The following is an 18,415-nucleotide window of genomic DNA, read 5'->3' on the forward strand; positions in this document are numbered from 1 at the left end:
TCTGCCAGACATCGGAGCCCGAAGACGCATGCCGCACACTAAAGATGATTTACCCGACGCGCTGTATAGCACCGCGCAAGTGCGAGCCCTCGATGCGAGCCTGATTGCGGCCGGCACACCGGGCTTCGAATTGATGCAGCGCGCGGCGCGGGCGACCTGGCGTGCGTTGGTCCGCCATTGGCCGTCGGCGAATGAATTGAGTGTCGTGGCCGGTCATGGCAATAACGCCGGCGACGGTTATCTGGTGGCCGTGCTGGCCCGACGTGCGGGCTGGCATGTGCGGGTGTTGGCGGTCGGTGATCCCAAGCGTTTACAAGGTGACGCGGCATTGGCCCATGCCGAGGCCGTGTCCGAAGGTGTCGCGGTTCAAGCCTGGAGTGCACAGTCCGAGTTGCGCGGTATCGTGCTGGATGCCTTGCTCGGCACTGGTTTGACGGGAGAGGTGCGAGAACCCTACGCGGGCGCCATCGCGGCGATCAACGGCAGCGGGCTGCCGGTTGCGGCGGTGGATATCCCTTCGGGGTTGTGCGCTGATACCGGCCGAATACTCGGCGCTGCGGTGCGGGCTGACCTGACCGTGACGTTCATCGGCCTGAAACTGGGTCTGTTCACCGGCGATGCTGCAGACGTGGTCGGCGCGTTGGTGTTCAACGATCTGCAAGCCTCCCCCGAGTCGTTTAACGGAGTCGCCATCAGCGCACGTCGCCTGACGGCCAGTTCCTTGCCGCGTCTGGTGGGCCGGGCTCCAACCTCCCATAAAGGCAAGTACGGCCACGTCCTGCTGATCGGCGGTGATCGCGGCTTTGGTGGCGCCATCCTGCTGAGCGCGCAAAGTGCCCTGCGTAGCGGTGCGGGCATGGTGTCCGTGGCGACGCGCAGTGAGCATGTTCCGGCCGCGCTGGCGAGAATCCCCGAAGCCATGGTGTTGGGCACTTCGTCGGCCAATCAGCTGATGGGACTGCTGCAAAAGGTTTCCGTGCTGGTGGTCGGCCCAGGCTTGGGTCAGGCTTCCTGGGGGCGCAGCCTTTTGTCGGCGGCTGCCATCGCGCCGTTGCCGCAAGTCTGGGACGCCGATGCATTGAATCTGCTGGCCACAGAGCACGTAAGCTTGCCCAAGGATTGTGTGATCACTCCGCATCCGGGCGAAGCGGCGCGCTTGTTGGGGATGAGTACTGCCGAAGTGCAGGCCGATCGTCCTGCGGCGGCACACGCATTGAGCAAAAAATATACAGCTGTCGTGGTGCTGAAAGGCGCCGGCAGCCTGATCGCCAGCCCCGATGGGCGCCTGGCGTTGTGTCATCAGGGCCATCCGGCCATGGCCACCGCCGGTTTGGGTGATGTGCTGGCCGGTCTGGTCGGCTCGTTGCTGGCGCAAGGCATGGAGGCATTCGACGCCGCCTGTCTGGCGGTTTGGCTGCATGCCAACGCGGGTGCACAAGAAGGTAAATCGGGCCGTGGGCTGGCGGCCAGTGATCTGATTCCAGCCATTCGTCAGTTGTTGGAGGAGCAAGCACCGTGTCTGAAGTAACCCTGTACCTGGCTGATGAAGAGGCGATGACCGCATTTGGCGCACGCATCGCGCAAACCACTGAAGGGCACGGTCTGATTTTTCTCGAGGGGGATCTGGGCGCGGGGAAAACCACGCTGTCCCGGGGCATCATCAGGGGGCTGGGGTATAAAGGGTCGGTAAAAAGCCCTACGTTTACCCTGGTCGAACCCTACGAGATTGGTGACATCCGGGCCTTCCATTTTGACCTCTATCGCTTGGTCGATCCTGAAGAGCTGGAATACCTCGGCATCCGCGACTACTTCGAAGACGACGCCTTGTGCCTGATCGAATGGCCCCGAAAGGGTGCAGGCTTTTTGCCAAAGCCCGACCTGACCATTACCATTAGCCCGCAAGACAGCGGGCGTTCGCTGAAAATTTCGTCCCAGGGCTCGCGTGGCGAGTCGTGGTGTGCCGCTTTGGCATTGGAATCCAATTAAATGATGGGGTTAGGTATGCGCTTTCGCGCGATGGTAGCTGCCGTAGGATTGTTGTTTTTGGCGGTGACCGTCGACGCTGTGGCCGAGACGAAGGTCAACAGCGTTCGCCTGTGGCGGGCTCCGGACAACACACGATTGGTGTTCGACCTGACAGGGCCTGTCCAGCACAGCGTCTTCACCCTGACCGCCCCGGATCGGCTGGTCATCGACATCAATGGCGCGACTTTGGGGGCGCCGCTGAACGTCAACTCCTCGAACACTCCGATCACCGCCATGCGCTCGGCTCAACGTACGCCGACCGACCTGCGAGTGGTCATCGACCTGAAAAAAGCCGTTACGCCGAAAAGTTTTACCCTGGCGCCAAACGCCCAGTACGGCAACCGCCTGGTGGTCGACTTGTTCGATAACGCCGCCGACGCCGCGCCAATTCCAGCGCCGACCAACGTCGCGACGGTAGCCCCGGTACCGGTCACACCGGTGGAACCCGCAGTGAAGCTGCCGCCAGCCCCGGCCGGCAAACGCGACATCGTTGTGGTCATCGATGCCGGTCACGGCGGCGAAGACCCGGGTGCCTCGGGCTCTCGCGGTCAGCGTGAAAAAGACGTGGTACTGGCCATCGCCCGCGAACTGCAACGTCAGGTCAATGGCATGAAAGGCTTCCGCGCCGAACTGACCCGAACCGGCGACTATTTCATCCCACTGCGCGGCCGTACCGAAATCGCCCGCAAGAAGGGCGCCGACCTGTTCGTTTCGATTCACGCCGACGCCGCGCCTTCGGCCGCAGCCTTCGGTGCCTCGGTGTTCGCCCTTTCTGATCGCGGTGCTACCTCGGAAACGGCCCGGTGGCTGGCCGACAGCGAAAACCGTTCCGACTTGATCGGTGGTGCCGGCAACGTCAGCCTCGACGACAAGGACCGCATGCTGGCGGGCGTGCTGCTCGACCTGTCGATGACGGCTTCCCTGACCTCCAGTCTGAACGTCGGCCAGAAGGTGCTGAGCAACATCGGCCGCGTCACGCCACTGCACAAACAGCGCGTGGAACAGGCCGGGTTCATGGTGCTGAAGTCGCCGGACATTCCATCGATCCTGGTGGAAACCGGGTTCATCTCCAACGCCAACGAAGCTTCCAAGCTTGCCGCAGCGAACCACCAGCAAGCGCTGGCGCGCTCGATCAGCAGCGGCGTGCGTCAGTTCTTCCAGCAGAATCCACCGCCGGGGACCTACATCGCCTGGCTGCGTGATTCCGGTGGGATCGCACAAGGTCCTCGTGACCATCGGGTGAGCCCCGGCGAGACGCTGGCGATGATTGCCGTGCGATATCAGGTGTCTCCGGCCACGCTGCGCAGCGCCAACAAGCTGTCGAGTGATGAGCTCAAAATCGGTCAGCACTTGACCATCCCCGGCACTGAACTGGCGGCCAAAGAATGAACCAGGTGCTGACCAACACGGCTCGCATCGAGCTGCTCAGCCCGCGACTGGCGAACCAGATTGCCGCCGGTGAGGTGGTTGAGCGCCCGGCTTCGGTGATCAAGGAGCTGCTGGAAAACAGCCTCGACTCCGGCGCCAGGCGTATCGATGTCGATGTGGAGCAGGGCGGCGTCAAGTTGCTGCGGGTTCGCGACGATGGCAGCGGCATTTCTGCCGATGACCTGCCGCTGGCTCTGGCGCGACACGCCACCAGCAAAATCCGCAATCTGGAAGACCTCGAGCAGGTCATGAGCCTGGGCTTTCGCGGTGAAGCCCTCGCGTCGATCAGCTCCGTGGCACGCCTGACCCTGACGTCCCGCACCAAAGATGCTGATCAGGCCTGGCAGGTCGAAACCGAAGGCCGGGATATGGCGCCTCGCGTGCAGCCGGCGGCCCATCCGGTGGGCACTTCGGTGGAAGTGCGTGACTTGTTTTTCAATACCCCGGCACGACGCAAGTTTCTCAAAACCGAAAAAACCGAATTCGATCACCTGCAAGAAGTGATCAAGCGTCTGGCGTTGGCGCGTTTCGACGTGGCGTTCCATCTGCGCCACAACGGCAAGACCATCCTCAGCCTGCATGAAGCCCATGACGACGCGGCCCGTGCCCGGCGTGTGGCGGCGATTTGCGGTTCGGGTTTCCTCGAGCAGGCGCTGCCGATCGAAATCGAGCGCAATGGCCTGCATTTGTGGGGCTGGGTCGGCTTGCCGACGTTCAATCGCAGCCAGGCAGACTTGCAGTATTTCTTTGTGAACGGCCGAGCGGTACGCGACAAACTAGTGGCCCACGCGGTGCGCCAGGCCTATCGCGACGTGCTGTTCAACGGCCGGCACCCGACGTTCGTGCTGTTTTTCGAAGTCGATCCGGCAGGCGTTGATGTCAACGTGCACCCGACCAAGCACGAAGTGCGCTTCCGTGACGGGCGCATGGTTCACGATTTCCTCTACGGCACCCTGCACCGCGCCTTGGGCGATGTGCGGCCGGAAGATCATCTGGCCGCGCCTGTCGCGACGGCCATCGTTCGACCCACCGGTATTGATGCTGGCGAGTTCGGTCCGCAGGGCGAAATGCGTCTGGCGGCCAATGCCTTGCTGGAACAGCCTCAGGCTCAGCCGTCGTTTAATACGCCGGCCGGCTCGGGCGCTGGTGCTGGTTACCAATATCAATACTCGCCGCGACCTCAGTCCGGCGTGCCGGTTGCTGAAGCCCAGGCAGCTTATCGCGAGTTTTTTGCACCATTACCAGAAGCCAACGCGGTCGCGCTGCCGGCCGGGCAGGACGATGTTCCGCCGCTGGGTTATGCACTGGCGCAGCTCAAAGGCATCTACATTCTTTCGGAAAACGCCCAAGGGCTGGTGCTGGTGGACATGCACGCCGCTCACGAGCGGATCATGTACGAGCGGCTGAAAATCGCCATGGCCAGCGAAGGGCTGAGCGGTCAGCCGCTGCTGGTGCCGGAGTCCCTGGCGGTCAGTCAGCGTGAAGCCGATTGCGCCGAAGAACACGTCGCGTGGTTCCAGCGCCTGGGCTTTGAATTGCAACGTCTGGGCCCGGAATCCCTGGCGATCCGGCAGATCCCGGCACTGCTCAAGCAGGCTGAAGCCAATCGATTGGTCAGCGACGTCTTGGCGGATCTGATGGAATACGGCACCAGCGACCGGATTCAGGCGCACCTGAACGAACTGCTCGGGACCATGGCCTGCCATGGCGCGATCAGGGCGAATCGGCGTCTGGCCCTGCCGGAAATGAACGGTCTGCTGCGGGATATGGAAAACACCGAACGCAGCGGTCAATGCAACCATGGCCGACCGACCTGGACCCAACTGGGCCTGGACGATCTGGACAAACTGTTCTTGCGCGGTCGTTGATGAACCAGCTCCCTCCTGCGATTTTCCTGATGGGGCCGACGGCTGCCGGCAAGACCGACCTGGCTATCGAACTCACCAAAGTCTTGCCTTGCGAGCTGATCAGCGTTGATTCGGCGCTGGTTTATCGCGGCATGGACATCGGCACCGCCAAGCCCTCCAAGGAGCTTTTGGCCGAATTCCCGCATCGTCTGATCGATATTCTCGACCCGGCAGAGAGCTATTCCGCCGCCGATTTTCGTCGTGATGCGCTTGAGGCGATGGCCGAGATCACTTCGCGAGGCAAAATTCCGCTGCTTGTAGGCGGCACAATGCTCTACTACAAGGCTTTGGTCGAAGGACTGGCAGAAATGCCGGCGGCCGATCCCGAGGTTCGTGCGCAGATCGAAGAAGAGGCTGCACGCCTTGGCTGGCAAGCCTTGCACGAACAATTGGCAGTCATCGATCCGGAATCTGCGGCGCGTATTCATCCGAACGATCCGCAGCGACTCAGTCGTGCGCTGGAAGTTTATCGCGTCAGCGGTCAGAGCATGACTGCACTAAGGTTGCGACAATCTGCGCAAAGTACTGAAGCAGCCGCCTCGGGACTGCAACAATTGCCCTATACTGTCGCGAACTTGGCCATTGCTCCGGCAAATCGCCAGGTATTGCACGAGCGAATTAAACAAAGATTCACGAATATGTTGGAACAGGGATTCATTGACGAGGTCGTAGCCCTGCGTAAGCGAAGTGACCTGCATGCCGGGTTGCCGTCTATACGTGCAGTAGGCTACCGACAAGTCTGGGACTACCTGGATGGCAAGCTGACGCAAGCCGAGATGCAGGAGCGTGGAATCATTGCCACGCGCCAATTGGCGAAGCGCCAGTTCACCTGGCTGCGCAGTTGGGCTGATTTACACTGGTTGGACAGCCTCGATTGCGACAATCTGCCGCGCGCCTTGAAATACCTTGGGACCATCTCCATATTGAGCTGAGTCCTTGCATTTGCCGTCTATCCTTGGGGGTGTGACGGCCACAAGCCATTTGTTTACCTATTTTTTATATTGAATCCTTAAAGGAGTGCGGCACATGTCAAAAGGGCATTCGCTACAAGACCCTTACTTGAATACTTTACGTAAAGAGAAAGTGGGGGTTTCCATCTACCTGGTCAACGGGATCAAACTGCAAGGCACGATCGAGTCTTTCGACCAGTTCGTCATCCTGCTGAAAAACACCGTCAGCCAGATGGTTTACAAACACGCTATCTCTACAGTGGTGCCGGTTCGTCCAATTCGTCTGCCTAGCGCAACCGAATCCGAAGCGGGTGACGCTGAGCCAGGTAACGCCTGATAGGAGTCTCCTTTGTTCTTTGAGCGCCACGGTGGTGGTGAGCGAGTGATCCTCGTTCACTTGGATGGACAGGACCCTGAGGCGCGCGAAGATCCGCAGGAGTTTCAGGAATTGGCTAATTCGGCCGGCGCCGAGACCGTTGCGTTTTTTAACGTGCCGCGTCATCGGCCAACCGCCAAATTCCTGATTGGCAGCGGCAAGGTCGAGGAGTTGCGCGACTTGGTCCATGCCGAAAAGGCAGATCTGGTCATCTTCAATCACATCCTCACGCCCAGTCAGGAACGTAACCTCGAACGTGTTTTCGAGTGTCGCGTGATCGACCGTACCGGCCTGATTCTCGATATTTTCGCCCAACGCGCCCGTACCCATGAAGGCAAGCTCCAGGTAGAACTGGCCCAGCTTGACCACATGAGCACCCGGCTGGTTCGTGGCTGGACCCACCTTGAGCGTCAGGGTGGCGGTATCGGTATGCGTGGCCCGGGTGAAACCCAGCTGGAAACCGACCGCCGTTTGCTGCGGGTACGCCTGCGACAGATCAAGGGCCGACTGGAAAAAGTACGCAGTCAGCGCGAACAGTCGCGACGCGGCCGTTCGCGTGCGGATATTCCTACCGTGTCCCTTGTGGGCTATACCAACGCCGGCAAATCCACGCTCTTCAATAACGTGACGAAATCCGACGTGTACGCGGCTGACCAGTTGTTTGCCACGCTGGACCCGACCTTGCGCCGTCTGGAACTCGACGACCTGGGGCCGATTGTCCTGGCTGACACTGTGGGTTTCATTCGCCACTTGCCCCACAAGCTGGTCGAGGCATTTCGGTCTACCCTCGAAGAGTCGAGCAACTCCGACCTGCTGTTGCACGTGATCGATGCGGCCGAACCGGATCGCATGTTGCAGATCGAGCAGGTGATGGTGGTGCTGGGCGAGATTGGTGCCCAGGACTTGCCGATCCTCGAGGTCTATAACAAACTCGATTTGCTTGAAGGCGTTGAGCCACAAATCCAGCGCGACGAAAACGGCAAACCTCAACGGGTCTGGCTGTCGGCGCGGGATGGCAGTGGTCTGGAATTGCTTGAGCAAGCCATTGCCGAGTTGCTGGGCGGTGATTTGTTTGTTGGCACCTTGCGCTTGCCGCAACGATTCGCTCGACTGCGTGCGCAGTTCTTCGAACTCGGTGCGGTGCAGAAAGAAGAACACGACGAAGAAGGCATCAGCCTGCTGGCCGTTCGCTTGCCACGGGTTGAGTTGAATCGACTGGTGAGTCGCGAAGGTCTGCAACCGATGGAATTCATCGAACAACACACTTTGCAATAAAAGCCTGAAAAAGCGGTTGTGCCGCGGTGACAGGCATTCTGTAGCATTGGTCGGCGCGCCGTGGGTGCGTCTTTGCTTTATCAGATGGAGAGCGCTATGGCTTGGAATGAGCCGGGTGGCAACTCGAATAATCAGGATCCTTGGGGTGGCAAACGCCGCAATAACGGCGACCGCAAGGGACCACCGGATCTCGACGAGGCCTTCCGAAAGCTGCAGGAAAGCCTGAACGGGTTGTTCGGTGGTGGTAAGAAACGCGGTGATGACGGTGGCGGTTCGGGCAGGAGTGGCGGCTTCGGCGGTCTGCTCGGAATCGGCCTGGTCGTGTTGGCGGCCGTGTGGCTGTACAGCGCGGTCTATGTAGTCGACGAGCAGGAGCAAGCCGTGGTGCTGCGCTTCGGCAAATACTACGAAACTGTCGGCCCGGGTCTGAACATCTATTTCCCGCCGCTCGATCGCAAGTACCTGGAAAACGTCACGCGTGAGCGTGCCTATACCAAGCAGGGTCAAATGCTCACTGAAGACGAAAACATCGTCGAAGTGCCGCTGACCGTGCAGTACAAGATCAGCAACCTGCAGGACTTCGTGCTGAGCGTCGACCAGCCGGAAATCAGCCTGCAACACGCGACCGAAAGTGCCTTGCGCCATGTGGTGGGTTCCACCGCGATGGACCAGGTGCTGACCGAAGGTCGTGAATTGATGGCCAGCGAAATCAAGGAGCGTCTGCAACGCTTCATGGATACCTATCGCACCGGTATCACCGTCACCCAGGTCAACGTACAGAGCGCAGCGGCACCGCGTGAAGTGCAGGAAGCCTTCGATGACGTGATCCGCGCCCGTGAAGACGAGCAGCGTTCGCGCAACCAGGCTGAAACCTATGCCAACGGCGTCGTGCCGGAAGCCCGTGGTCAGGCCCAGCGCATCATCGAAGATGCCAATGGTTACCGTGACGAAACCGTCTCGCGCGCCAAGGGTGAGGCCGATCGCTTCACCAAACTGGTGGCCGAGTACCGCAAGGCACCTGAAGTTACCCGTGAGCGTCTGTACCTGGACACCATGCAGGAAGTCTTCAGCAACACCAGCAAGGTTCTCGTGACCGGCAACAAGAATGGCCAGAGCAATCTGCTGTACTTGCCGCTGGACAAGATGGTCGAAAGTGGTCGCAACACCAGCACTCCGGTGACCGGTGCGGCAGCCACCAGCAATGAAGCGAATGTGCGTGCAGCCGATCTGCAGCAACAGCAAGCACGTACCAGGGAGAGTCGCTGATGAGCAATAAATCGCTGATCGCCCTTATTGTCGGCGTCGTCGTGGCGATCGCTGCCTGGAACTGCTTCTACATCGTGGCTCAGACCGAGCGTGCGGTGCTGCTGCAGTTCGGTCGAGTGGTCCAGGCTGATGTTCAGCCAGGCCTGCATGTGAAAGTGCCTTACGTTAACCAGGTGCGCAAATTCGACGCACGCCTGATGACGTTGGATGCACCGACACAGCGCTTCCTGACGCTGGAAAAGAAAGCCGTGATGGTCGATGCCTACGCCAAGTGGCGCGTGAAAGATGCCGAGCGCTTCTACACCGCGACTTCCGGCCTCAAGCAGATTGCTGACGAGCGTCTTTCCCGTCGTCTGGAGTCGGGCCTGCGTGACCAGTTCGGTAAGCGCACGCTACATGAAGTGGTTTCCGGTGAGCGCGATGCGCTGATGACCGATATCACGGCTTCGCTGAACAAGATGGCGGAAAAAGAGCTGGGCATCGAAGTTGTCGATGTTCGGGTCAAGGCCATCGATCTGCCGAAAGAAGTGAACCGCAGCGTGTTCGAGCGCATGAGTTCCGAGCGTGAGCGTGAAGCTCGCGAGCACCGCGCCAAGGGTAACGAACTGTCAGAAGGCATTCGTGCCGACGCTGATCGTCAACGCCGCGTGTTGCTGGCTGAAGCCTATCGTGAATCCGAAGAGGTTCGCGGTGATGGTGATGCCCAGGCGGCTGCGATCTACTCCAAGGCCTACGGTCAGGATCAGGAGTTCTACGGTTTCTACCGTAGCCTGCGTGCCTACCGTGAAAGCTTCGCGAACAAATCCGACGTCATGGTCCTGGACCCAAGCAGCGACTTCTTCCGTTACCTGGAAAAAGCCAAGCCTTGATACGACGTTGACCTGAATCATCCCCCGCCTGGCGGCTAACGCCTCGGGCGGGGTGATCCTTTGGGAAAACGTGTGTATGATGCGGCAGCCGGGAAATTCCCGGCTTTTTTGCGTCTGCACGTTTGATTGCTGTTTTTATGCAGGCGTCCGAGTTGAATGACTCGACAGGTTTTTCGAGGAAAGTGGTTGGCGAAGCCGATTTCAGGCTTTTCGCCCCGTTGTTCATGCGCGTGGTTTGCGCATGAACCGATCATTTTCTGCTTCACTCAAGGCTCGCCCAAAGGCTTGCCGCCCGGATCATAGGGGAATGGCGTAATGGCAACGGTAGACCGCTGGCTGCTGCCAGATGGCATCGAAGAAGTACTGCCACCAGAAGCTGCGCGCATTGAAGTCGCGCGTCGTCAGGTGTTGGATCTGTTCCAGAGCTGGGGTTACGAGTTTGTCGTGACTCCCCATATCGAGTACCTGGAATCCCTGCTGACCGGCGCGGGCCAGGACCTCGATCTGCGTACCTTCAAGGTCATCGACCCGCAATCGGGCCGGCAGATGGGTTTCCGTGCTGACATCACGCCGCAAGTGGCGCGCATCGATGCGCACACCTTGCGTCGCGAAGGCCCGAGCCGTCTGTGCTATGCCGGTAGCGTGCTGCACGCTCAGCCGCGCGCCTTGTCGTCCTCGCGCAGCCCGATCCAGCTGGGTGCCGAGTTGTACGGCGATGCCAGCCCGAGCAGCGACGTGGAAGTCATCAGCCTGATGTTGGCTATGCTGCAACTGGCCGATGTGCCGGATGTGCACATGGACCTCGGTCATGTGGGTATCTATCGCGGCCTGGCTCGCGCCGCCGGTTTGTCCGGTGAAGTCGAGCAACAGTTGTTCGATGCGTTGCAACGTAAAGCCATCGACGAGGTCATTACCTTGACCGAAGGCTTGCCTGCCGATCTGTCGGGCATGTTGCGGGCGTTGGTCGATCTGTGCGGCGGCCGTGAAGTATTGAGTGCTGCCCGCGAGCGTCTGGCGAATGCGCCGGCGCCGGTACTGGCTGCTCTGGACGACTTGCTGGCGATTGCCGAGCGTCTGTCCACGCGTTTCCCTGAGTTGCCGTTGTATTTCGACCTGGGCGAGTTGCGCGGTTACCACTACCACACCGGTGTGGTGTTCGCGGTGTTCGTACCGGGTGTTGGCCAGTCCATTGCTCAGGGCGGTCGTTACGACGACATCGGTGCCGACTTCGGTCGCGCCCGTCCGGCAACCGGCTTCTCTACCGATTTGAAAACCCTGGTGACCCTGGGGCGTGCTGAGATCGAGTTACCGTCTGGCGGTATCTGGATGCCTGACAGTACGGATGCGGCACTCTGGCAGCAGGTTTGCCAGTTGCGCAGTGAGGGTCAGCGTGTCGTTCAGGCGTTGCCTGGGCAACCTTTGGCCGCCGCCCGTGAAGCGGACTGCGACCGGCAATTGATTCAGCAGAACGGGCTTTGGCAAGTATCGCCACTGGCTTCTTGAGTTTTCCTGTCGGCCGCGGCCGGCACCAAGTTTGCGCGAATGAGGACAAGTGTTATGGGTAAGAATGTCGTAGTCCTGGGCACCCAATGGGGTGATGAGGGCAAAGGCAAGATCGTTGATCTGCTGACCGAACATGCTGCCGCCGTAGTGCGCTACCAGGGTGGCCACAACGCTGGTCACACCCTGGTGATCGACGGTGAAAAAACCGTCTTGCACCTGATCCCGTCGGGCGTGCTGCGCGAAGGCGTGCAGTGCCTGATCGGCAACGGCGTGGTGGTTGCACCCGACGCTCTGCTGCGGGAAATCATCAAGCTGGAAGAGAAAGGCGTACCGGTGCGCGAGCGCCTGCGTATCAGCCCGTCCTGCCCGCTGATCCTGTCTTATCACGTAGCGCTGGACCAGGCTCGTGAAAAGGCCCGTGGCGAGCTGAAGATCGGTACTACCGGTCGCGGCATCGGCCCGGCGTACGAAGACAAGGTTGCACGTCGTGGCCTGCGCATCGGTGATCTGTTCCACCGTGAGCGTTTCGCCGCCAAGCTGGGCGAGTTGCTGGATTACCACAACTTCGTTCTGGTCAATTACTACAAAGAGCCTGCGATCGACTTCCAGAAAACACTCGACGAGTGCATGGAATACGCCGAGCTGCTGAAGCCGATGATGCTCGACGTCACCGCTGAGCTGCACGAACTGCGTCGCGCCGGCAAAGACATCATGTTCGAAGGCGCCCAAGGCTCCCTGCTGGACATCGACCACGGCACCTACCCGTACGTCACCAGCTCCAACACCACCGCGGGCGGCATCGCTACCGGTTCGGGTTTTGGTCCGATGTACCTGGATTACATCCTCGGCATCACCAAGGCCTACACCACTCGCGTCGGTTCGGGTCCGTTCCCGACTGAGCTGTTTGATGATGTGGGTGCTTTCCTGGCCAAACGTGGCCACGAGTTCGGCGCTACCACTGGCCGTGCCCGTCGTTGCGGCTGGTTCGATGCTGTCATCCTGCGTCGCGCTATCGACGTCAACAGCATCTCGGGCCTGTGCCTGACCAAGCTGGACGTGCTGGACGGTCTGGAAACCATCAACATCTGCGTTGGCTACAAGAACCAGGATGGTGCAGTGATCGACGCACCGACTGACGCCGACAGCTACATCGGCCTGGAGCCGGTGTACGAAGAGATGCCGGGCTGGACCGAATCCACCGTCGGTGCCAAGACCCTGGAAGAGCTGCCACAGGCTGCACGCAACTACATCAAGCGCGTCGAAGAGTTGGTCGGTGCGCCGATTGACATTATTTCGACGGGCCCGGACCGCAACGAAACCATCGTTCTGCGTCACCCGTTCGCTTAATAAGTCGTTGATGTAAAACGCAAAGGCCCCTCATTTGGGGCCTTTGTCGTATCTGTCTGTCGGACGGCACGACCTTTGCTGTGATGTTGATTAAAAGCATCGCTTCCAGTGCGCCATCAATTTAATGGCGCCAAGCAGAGGGATTTTAAGTGTCAGCCATTCTCTCACTGTTACAAAGCCGTCTGTTGCGGCCAGTGTTCGTTACCCTTGGTATCGCCCTTTTGGTGCAAGTGTTGGTAGCCGTCGCCCTGACTCGGAGCACAGTGACCGCACTGGAAGCCGACCTGGGTGTACGCCTGGGTGCAGACAGTCAAAAACTCTCCGGGGAACTTGAGCAGGCAGGGCGTGAAGTCACGTCGAGCCTCGACAGCCTCTCTACCAGCACGCGTCAGCGTCTTACGGCGGGCTTGTCCTCGCGATTGAAGGACGAGCAGGCGCAACTGCGTGCGACGCTGGAGAAGGATCTGAAGGACTCCGCCAATGATATGGCGCAGCTTTTGGCTTCGGTCGCACCCCGCGCCATGTGGGACAGCGACGTTCCAACCCTGTCCGAATTCGCCCGCCGGGCCCAGCGCAATCCCAACGTGCTGTTCGTGATCTACGACGACGCTACCGGCCAGCACCTGACGCGCTATCTGAACCGCGAGAACCCGATCAACAAAGCACTGCTGGAGAAAGGCCAGGGCGAGCGCGCATTGGACAAAGTGCTGGATGCGGCGAAGAACGATCCATCGGTCTACTACCTTGAAGCCTCAATCAGCCCCAATGGCGTGGAAATCGGCAAGGTCTTGATGGGTGTTTCCACCGCTTCCGTGGAAGTCGATCTGGCAGCCCTCGACAAGCGCTTTTCGGCGCTGATCGCCAGCAGTGATCAACTGGTCGGCGACAGCCTCAAAGGCGCGGCGGCTGATAGTGCAGCAGCGATGGGCGCGCGCCTGAAGTCGGCGCAGTCCACGGCTTCAGAGATGCAGGCCAACACCACCAGCACCGTGCAGGAAGCGGCGGGCACCTTGCGCTGGCGCATCGGGATGGGTCTGGCGGTGGTGGGTTTCGGCGTGTTGCTGTTGCTGGCCGTGGTGCTGGGTCGTCGCGTTGTCAATCGCCTGAAGCTGCTGATTGCGGCCATGGATGATCTGGCGGCGGGCGAGGGCGACCTGACCAAGCGCGTGCAGATCAACAGCAAGGACGAAATCGGCGACATGGCCTCCGCGGTCAATCGCTTTGTGGATAAGTTGCAGCCGATCGTGCGCGAAGCGGGCGATGTGGCTCAGCGTACCGGTCTGGAAATCGGCGCGATGACCTTGCGCAATGCCGGGGCCGATAGAGCGGCGGGCATGCAGCGTGATGAAGTGGCCGAGAGCCTGCGTGCGTTGTCGCAAATGGCTGACGAAGCCCAGTCTGAAAGTCATGCCATGCAGGCAGCCTTGCAGCAAGTGGTGGATATTCGTTCGGCCACGGATGAAAACACGCGGACGTCGGCGAAAGTCGGCAGCCTGATCGAGGCGTTGGCCGGGCAGGTTGACACCGGGGCGAAAGTCATCGAGCGGCTGGCGCAGCAAAGTGAGCAAATTGAAGTGGTATTGACGGTGATTCACGGGATCGCCGAGCAAACCAACCTGCTGGCGCTGAACGCGGCGATCGAAGCGGCGCGTGCGGGCGAGACTGGTCGCGGGTTTGCCGTGGTGGCCGATGAGGTGCGGGCGCTGGCGAGCAAGACGCAAAGCTCTACCGGCGACATTCAGGCGCACATCGTCGCCTTGCAGCAAGGAGCGCGTGAGGCGGTGGCCGCGATCGGTCAGGCCGGGCGTCAGGCCAGCGAAGGTTTGCTGGTGCTGCGTGACAGTGCGCGGTTGCAGCAATCGGTGCAGGCGTCGGTCGAGCAGGTTCATGCGGCGATTGGTCTGGCAACGCAGGCGGCGGCGCATCAGGCGCAAGGCGCGCATGCGGTGCGCGGTCGGGTTGAGACCATTCATGCGCAGGCTGAGAAAGCGGCTCAAGCGGTGGTGGAAACCACGGCCAGCGGCAAGGTGCTGGATGGGTTGGCGGCGCAGTTGAAGGCAAGCCTGGGGCAGTTCAGGGCCTAAGATCAAAAGATCGCAGCCTGCGGCAGCTCCTACACAGGGATATGCGTTTCCCTGTAGGAGCTGCCGCAGGCTGCGATCTTTTGCTTTATCAGCGGCTCAAATACATCCGGGTTGTTAAAAGATAGACCGGCAGCCCCGACACTAATATCAACAACGCCGCATAAGGCGCCGCCGCCGCAAACTCCACATTCGCGGTATGCGCCCAAACCTCCGTCGCCAGCGTATTGAGTCCGGTCGGACTCAACAGCAACGTCGCTGTCAGCTCCTTCATCGCATCCAGAAACACCAGCGCAAACGCCGCGCCCAATGCCGGGAAAATGATCGGCAACGTCACCCGGCAAAACGCGCTAAAGGACGACGCTCCCAGCGTGCGTGCAGCCTCTTCCAATTGCGGTGCAGCCTTGTTCAGTGCCGTACGAATCGGCGCCTGAGCCAGCGGCAAAAACAGCAACGCATAAGCGATCAGCAGCAATGCCGAAGTCTGGTACAGCACCGGCACATAGTGCAGGGCGAAATACACCAGCGTCAGCGCGATCACCAGTCCTGGCAGTGCATGCAGCAGATACGGCAAGCGTTCGGCCCAGATCGCCAGTTGGCCCTTGTGGCGCACCACCAGCAATCCCACCGGTACGGCCAGCACCAGACACAGCGCTGCGCCGCCCAGCGACAGCGCCAAAGACGACAACAGCGCCTCGCTGATCGCCGCCACCGGAAATGCCGCCGACGAACCCACCGCTAGCCAGTACGCCAGCATCCCGAGCGGAATACCGCTACCGATGATCGCCAGCGCCAGGCAATAAAATTGTCCGGCAGCAGCCCAAGGCCCCAGCCGGACCTGTTCCGCATGCCGAGCCGCGCCCTGACCGGTACGTACGTGTCGGCCTTTGCCGCGCACTCGCAGCTCCAGCCAAAGCAGCATCAGACACAGTGCCAGCAATACGGCGGAAAGCATGGCCGCGTTGGCGTTGCTGAATTCCAGTTCGAACTGTTGATAGATCGCAGTGGTAAAGGTTTGCAGTCCGATGATCGACAGTGCACCGAATTCCACCAGCATGTGCAGCGCGATCAGCAGCGAGCCGGCGAGCAACGAAGGCCAGAGCAGCGGCAGGGTAATTCTGAAAAACACACCCCAGCGATTCTGCCCCAGAGTGCGGGCGGACTCTTCGAGGGAGGGATCGAGATTGCGCAGGGTCGCTGCGACCGGCAGAAAGATCAGCGGATACTTGGACAGGGTCATCACCAGGATCGCCCCGCCCAAGCCTTCGAAATGAGCGCTCAGCGAGACCCAGGTAAAGCTGCTGACAAATGCCGGTACCGCGAACGGCAGGCACAGAATCACGCCCCACAAGCGCCGCCCTGGCAAGTTGCTGCGCTCAAGCAGCCAAGCCAGCGACAGGCCGATCACGCCACAGGCGAGCGTCACTCCGACCATCAGCGCCAATGTGTTGCGCAGCAGGCCAAACACATAAGGTCGCCACAACAAATGCAGCGCCTCAGCCCAGCCGGCCTGCCAAGTCTTGAGCCCTACATACGCCAGCGGCAACAGGCTGAGCACCACCAGCAGCAAAACCGGTAGCAGCAGCCAGATCGATGGCCGCTTGCGCCGTGGCACATAACCCCCGCGCGCGACGGGGGCGGATAACGATGCGCTCATCAGTTCAAGCCAACGTCACGTTCCAGGTCCAGGGCTTCTTCGGCATTGCCGAGGTCGGCTGGCGTGACTTTCGGTGCTTGCAGCTCGCTGAACGGCTTGAGCCCACGATCCGATTCCATGCCTTTGTGCAGTGGGTACTCGGCGGTGGTATGGGTGATCACGCGTTGACCTTCTTCGCTGGCCATGTAAGCAAGGAATTGCTGGGCTTCTTTTGGATGCTTACTGGATTTCAGTATGGCAGCGCTGGAAACCGTGATCAGCCCGCCGACGTCGCCGCCGGTGAAGTAATGCAGTTTCGAATCGAGCTGACCTTTTTCACGCTGCAAGGCGAACCAGTAGTAGTTGTTGACCAGCACGGTGGCGACTTCGCCGTTTTCCACCGCCTTCAGCGCCACCATGTTGTTGCTGTAGGTCTTGCCGAAAGCACGCAAACCGGTCAGCCATTCTTCGGCCGCGTCCATGCCGTGCACCTTGATGATTGCCACGGCCTGCTCCTGGAAGGCGCCGCTGGTAGGCACGAAGCCGACCTTGCCTTGCCATTTCGGATCGGAGAACTCCATGACCGACTTTGGCAGGTCTTTTTCATCGATCAGTTTCGGGTTGAAGGCGACCACGCGGACTCGTGCGGTGACACCGATCCAGGTGCCGTTGCCGGCGACGTAGTCTTTGGGCAGAACGGCCAGGGTGGCGGCATCGGTCTGTGCCAGCAGGCCCTGTTCACCGAGTTTGTTCAGTGGTGGTGATTCTTCGGTGTAGATCACGTCGGCAGGGGAGCGATCGCCTTCTTCGACGACCTGGCTGGCGAGCTGGTTGCTGCTGCCTTTGCGCACATTGACGTGAATCCCGGTCTTGGCTTCGAAGGCTTTGGCGATGGCATCGCCTACTTCCTTGTGTTGACCGTTATAGAGTGTCAGGGAAACCGGTTCGGCGGCTTGGGTGAGGGGAGTGGCGAGTGCCAGGCCGAGCAGGGTTATGGTCAGGCCGCGGCGCAGGGTATTTCGAAACATCATTCGCAAGGTTCCTCACTGTCGCATTGCAAAAACTTGAAACAATGATAAACGATATTGTTTCTCAAGTGCGCCTTGCAACGGGTGGGGGGGGAGGAGCTGCCGAAGGCTGCGATCTTTTGATCTTGATTGTTGGTGGGGCTGAAATTGCTGAAGATCAAAAGATCGCAGCCTTCGGCAGCTCCTACACAAACCCCGGAAACGCAAAAACCCGCTTTCGCGGGTTTTTGTGAAATTTCAGATCGACTCTGAAATTTGAATTGGTGCCCAGAAGAAGACTCGAACTTCCACGACCTTGCGGTCACCAGCACCTGAAGCTGGCGTGTCTACCAATTTCACCATCTGGGCATAATCTTCAGCGTTGCCGCTGTTGATGTGGCGCACTATACGGAGAGCTTTTTGATCTGTAAACCCCTGATTTAGTTTTAATAAATCAGAGCCTTAGAATGCAAAAAACCCGCTTTCGCGGGTTTTTGTGTGAGCCTTGAAATTGATCTAATCTCAAGCTCGAAATTGGTGCCCAGAAGAAGACTCGAACTTCCACGACCTTGCGGTCACCAGCACCTGAAGCTGGCGTGTCTACCAATTTCACCATCTGGGCATTATCGACAATGCGTCTGCGTCGTCGATGGCGCGCACTATACGGAGCGTCTTTTTAACTGTAAACCCCTGACATCAAAAAAACCTGGAAAATTTTACCAGTGGCATTTAATTCAGCTTCGCG

15 protein-coding genes and 2 tRNA genes are annotated in these 18,415 nt (G+C 59.9%); 13 read left to right on the top strand and 4 right to left on the bottom strand.

The window, feature by feature from the left end:
• The first annotated feature begins 28 nt into the window (after window positions 1-28).
• From ACA059_RS02505 to ACA059_RS02560, 12 genes are all read left to right on the top strand, one after another.
• A complete protein-coding gene (locus ACA059_RS02505) occupies window positions 29-1,528 on the top strand; it encodes an NAD(P)H-hydrate dehydratase (protein WP_497632604.1) in 1,500 nt (499 codons plus the stop codon).
• Complete coding sequence (tsaE, locus tag ACA059_RS02510; protein ID WP_497632605.1) at window positions 1,516-1,986, top strand: tRNA (adenosine(37)-N6)-threonylcarbamoyltransferase complex ATPase subunit type 1 TsaE; 471 nt, start codon at window positions 1,516-1,518, stop codon at window positions 1,984-1,986. The genes ACA059_RS02505 and tsaE overlap by 13 nt, the downstream gene beginning before the upstream one ends.
• On the top strand, window positions 1,987-3,414 hold the full coding sequence (locus ACA059_RS02515) for an N-acetylmuramoyl-L-alanine amidase (RefSeq protein WP_497632606.1): 1,428 nt from the start codon (window positions 1,987-1,989) through the stop codon (window positions 3,412-3,414). It abuts the gene before it with no gap.
• Window positions 3,411-5,321 carry a DNA mismatch repair endonuclease MutL gene (mutL, locus tag ACA059_RS02520; protein WP_497632607.1) on the top strand — a complete coding sequence of 637 codons (1,911 nt, stop codon included), beginning with the start codon at window positions 3,411-3,413 and terminating at the stop codon, window positions 5,319-5,321. Before ACA059_RS02515 ends, mutL begins: the two co-directional genes overlap by 4 nt.
• Window positions 5,321-6,292, top strand: coding sequence for a tRNA (adenosine(37)-N6)-dimethylallyltransferase MiaA (gene miaA / locus ACA059_RS02525; RefSeq protein WP_282481585.1), 972 nt, complete (start codon window positions 5,321-5,323; stop codon window positions 6,290-6,292). Before mutL ends, miaA begins: the two co-directional genes overlap by 1 nt.
• A gap of 94 nt (window positions 6,293-6,386) precedes the next feature.
• Complete coding sequence (hfq, locus tag ACA059_RS02530; protein ID WP_007902656.1) at window positions 6,387-6,647, top strand: RNA chaperone Hfq; 261 nt, start codon at window positions 6,387-6,389, stop codon at window positions 6,645-6,647.
• Between the two features lie 12 nt (window positions 6,648-6,659).
• Window positions 6,660-7,961, top strand: a complete 1,302-nt coding sequence (gene hflX, locus ACA059_RS02535; protein WP_010464197.1) for a ribosome rescue GTPase HflX — start codon at window positions 6,660-6,662, stop codon at window positions 7,959-7,961.
• 96 nt (window positions 7,962-8,057) lie between these two features.
• Window positions 8,058-9,227 (top strand): FtsH protease activity modulator HflK, encoded by a 1,170-nt coding sequence (hflK, locus tag ACA059_RS02540; RefSeq protein WP_497632608.1) that lies wholly within the window; start codon window positions 8,058-8,060, stop codon window positions 9,225-9,227.
• Window positions 9,227-10,096 carry a protease modulator HflC gene (gene hflC / locus ACA059_RS02545; RefSeq protein WP_056746351.1) on the top strand — a complete coding sequence of 290 codons (870 nt, stop codon included), beginning with the start codon at window positions 9,227-9,229 and terminating at the stop codon, window positions 10,094-10,096. The genes hflK and hflC overlap by 1 nt, the downstream gene beginning before the upstream one ends.
• A 315-nt stretch (window positions 10,097-10,411) precedes the next feature.
• Window positions 10,412-11,599: an ATP phosphoribosyltransferase regulatory subunit gene (locus tag ACA059_RS02550; protein ID WP_007939588.1), complete on the top strand. Its 1,188-nt coding sequence runs from the start codon at window positions 10,412-10,414 to the stop codon at window positions 11,597-11,599.
• A gap of 54 nt (window positions 11,600-11,653) precedes the next feature.
• A complete protein-coding gene (locus ACA059_RS02555; protein WP_010464193.1) occupies window positions 11,654-12,946 on the top strand; it encodes an adenylosuccinate synthase in 1,293 nt (430 codons plus the stop codon).
• A 149-nt stretch (window positions 12,947-13,095) separates the two neighbouring features.
• Window positions 13,096-15,030 (top strand): methyl-accepting chemotaxis protein, encoded by a 1,935-nt coding sequence (locus tag ACA059_RS02560; RefSeq protein ID WP_497632609.1) that lies wholly within the window; start codon window positions 13,096-13,098, stop codon window positions 15,028-15,030.
• Between the two features lie 88 nt (window positions 15,031-15,118).
• On the opposite strand, the gene ACA059_RS02565 is transcribed toward ACA059_RS02560, so the two are convergent.
• Both ACA059_RS02565 and ACA059_RS02570 read right to left on the bottom strand, forming a co-directional pair.
• Complete coding sequence (locus ACA059_RS02565) at window positions 15,119-16,684, bottom strand: ABC transporter permease (protein ID WP_497632610.1); 1,566 nt, start codon at window positions 16,682-16,684, stop codon at window positions 15,119-15,121.
• Window positions 16,684-17,694, bottom strand: a complete 1,011-nt coding sequence (locus tag ACA059_RS02570) for an extracellular solute-binding protein (protein WP_497632611.1) — start codon at window positions 17,692-17,694, stop codon at window positions 16,684-16,686. Before ACA059_RS02570 ends, ACA059_RS02565 begins: the two co-directional genes overlap by 1 nt.
• A gap of 23 nt (window positions 17,695-17,717) precedes the next feature.
• Between ACA059_RS02570 and ACA059_RS02575 the strand changes: the two genes are divergently transcribed.
• Complete coding sequence (locus ACA059_RS02575) at window positions 17,718-17,924, top strand: hypothetical protein (protein WP_497632612.1); 207 nt, start codon at window positions 17,718-17,720, stop codon at window positions 17,922-17,924.
• Between the two features lie 28 nt (window positions 17,925-17,952).
• Here ACA059_RS02575 and ACA059_RS02580 read toward each other — a convergent pair.
• Together ACA059_RS02580 and ACA059_RS02585 are read right to left on the bottom strand one after the other, a co-directional pair.
• Window positions 17,953-18,039: transfer RNA gene (locus ACA059_RS02580), tRNA-Leu, on the bottom strand.
• Window positions 18,040-18,205: 166 nt separating this feature from the next.
• Window positions 18,206-18,292: transfer RNA gene (locus tag ACA059_RS02585), tRNA-Leu, on the bottom strand.
• Window positions 18,293-18,415 lie beyond the last annotated feature (123 nt).

The organism is Pseudomonas sp. LBUM1647 (assembly GCF_059716175.1).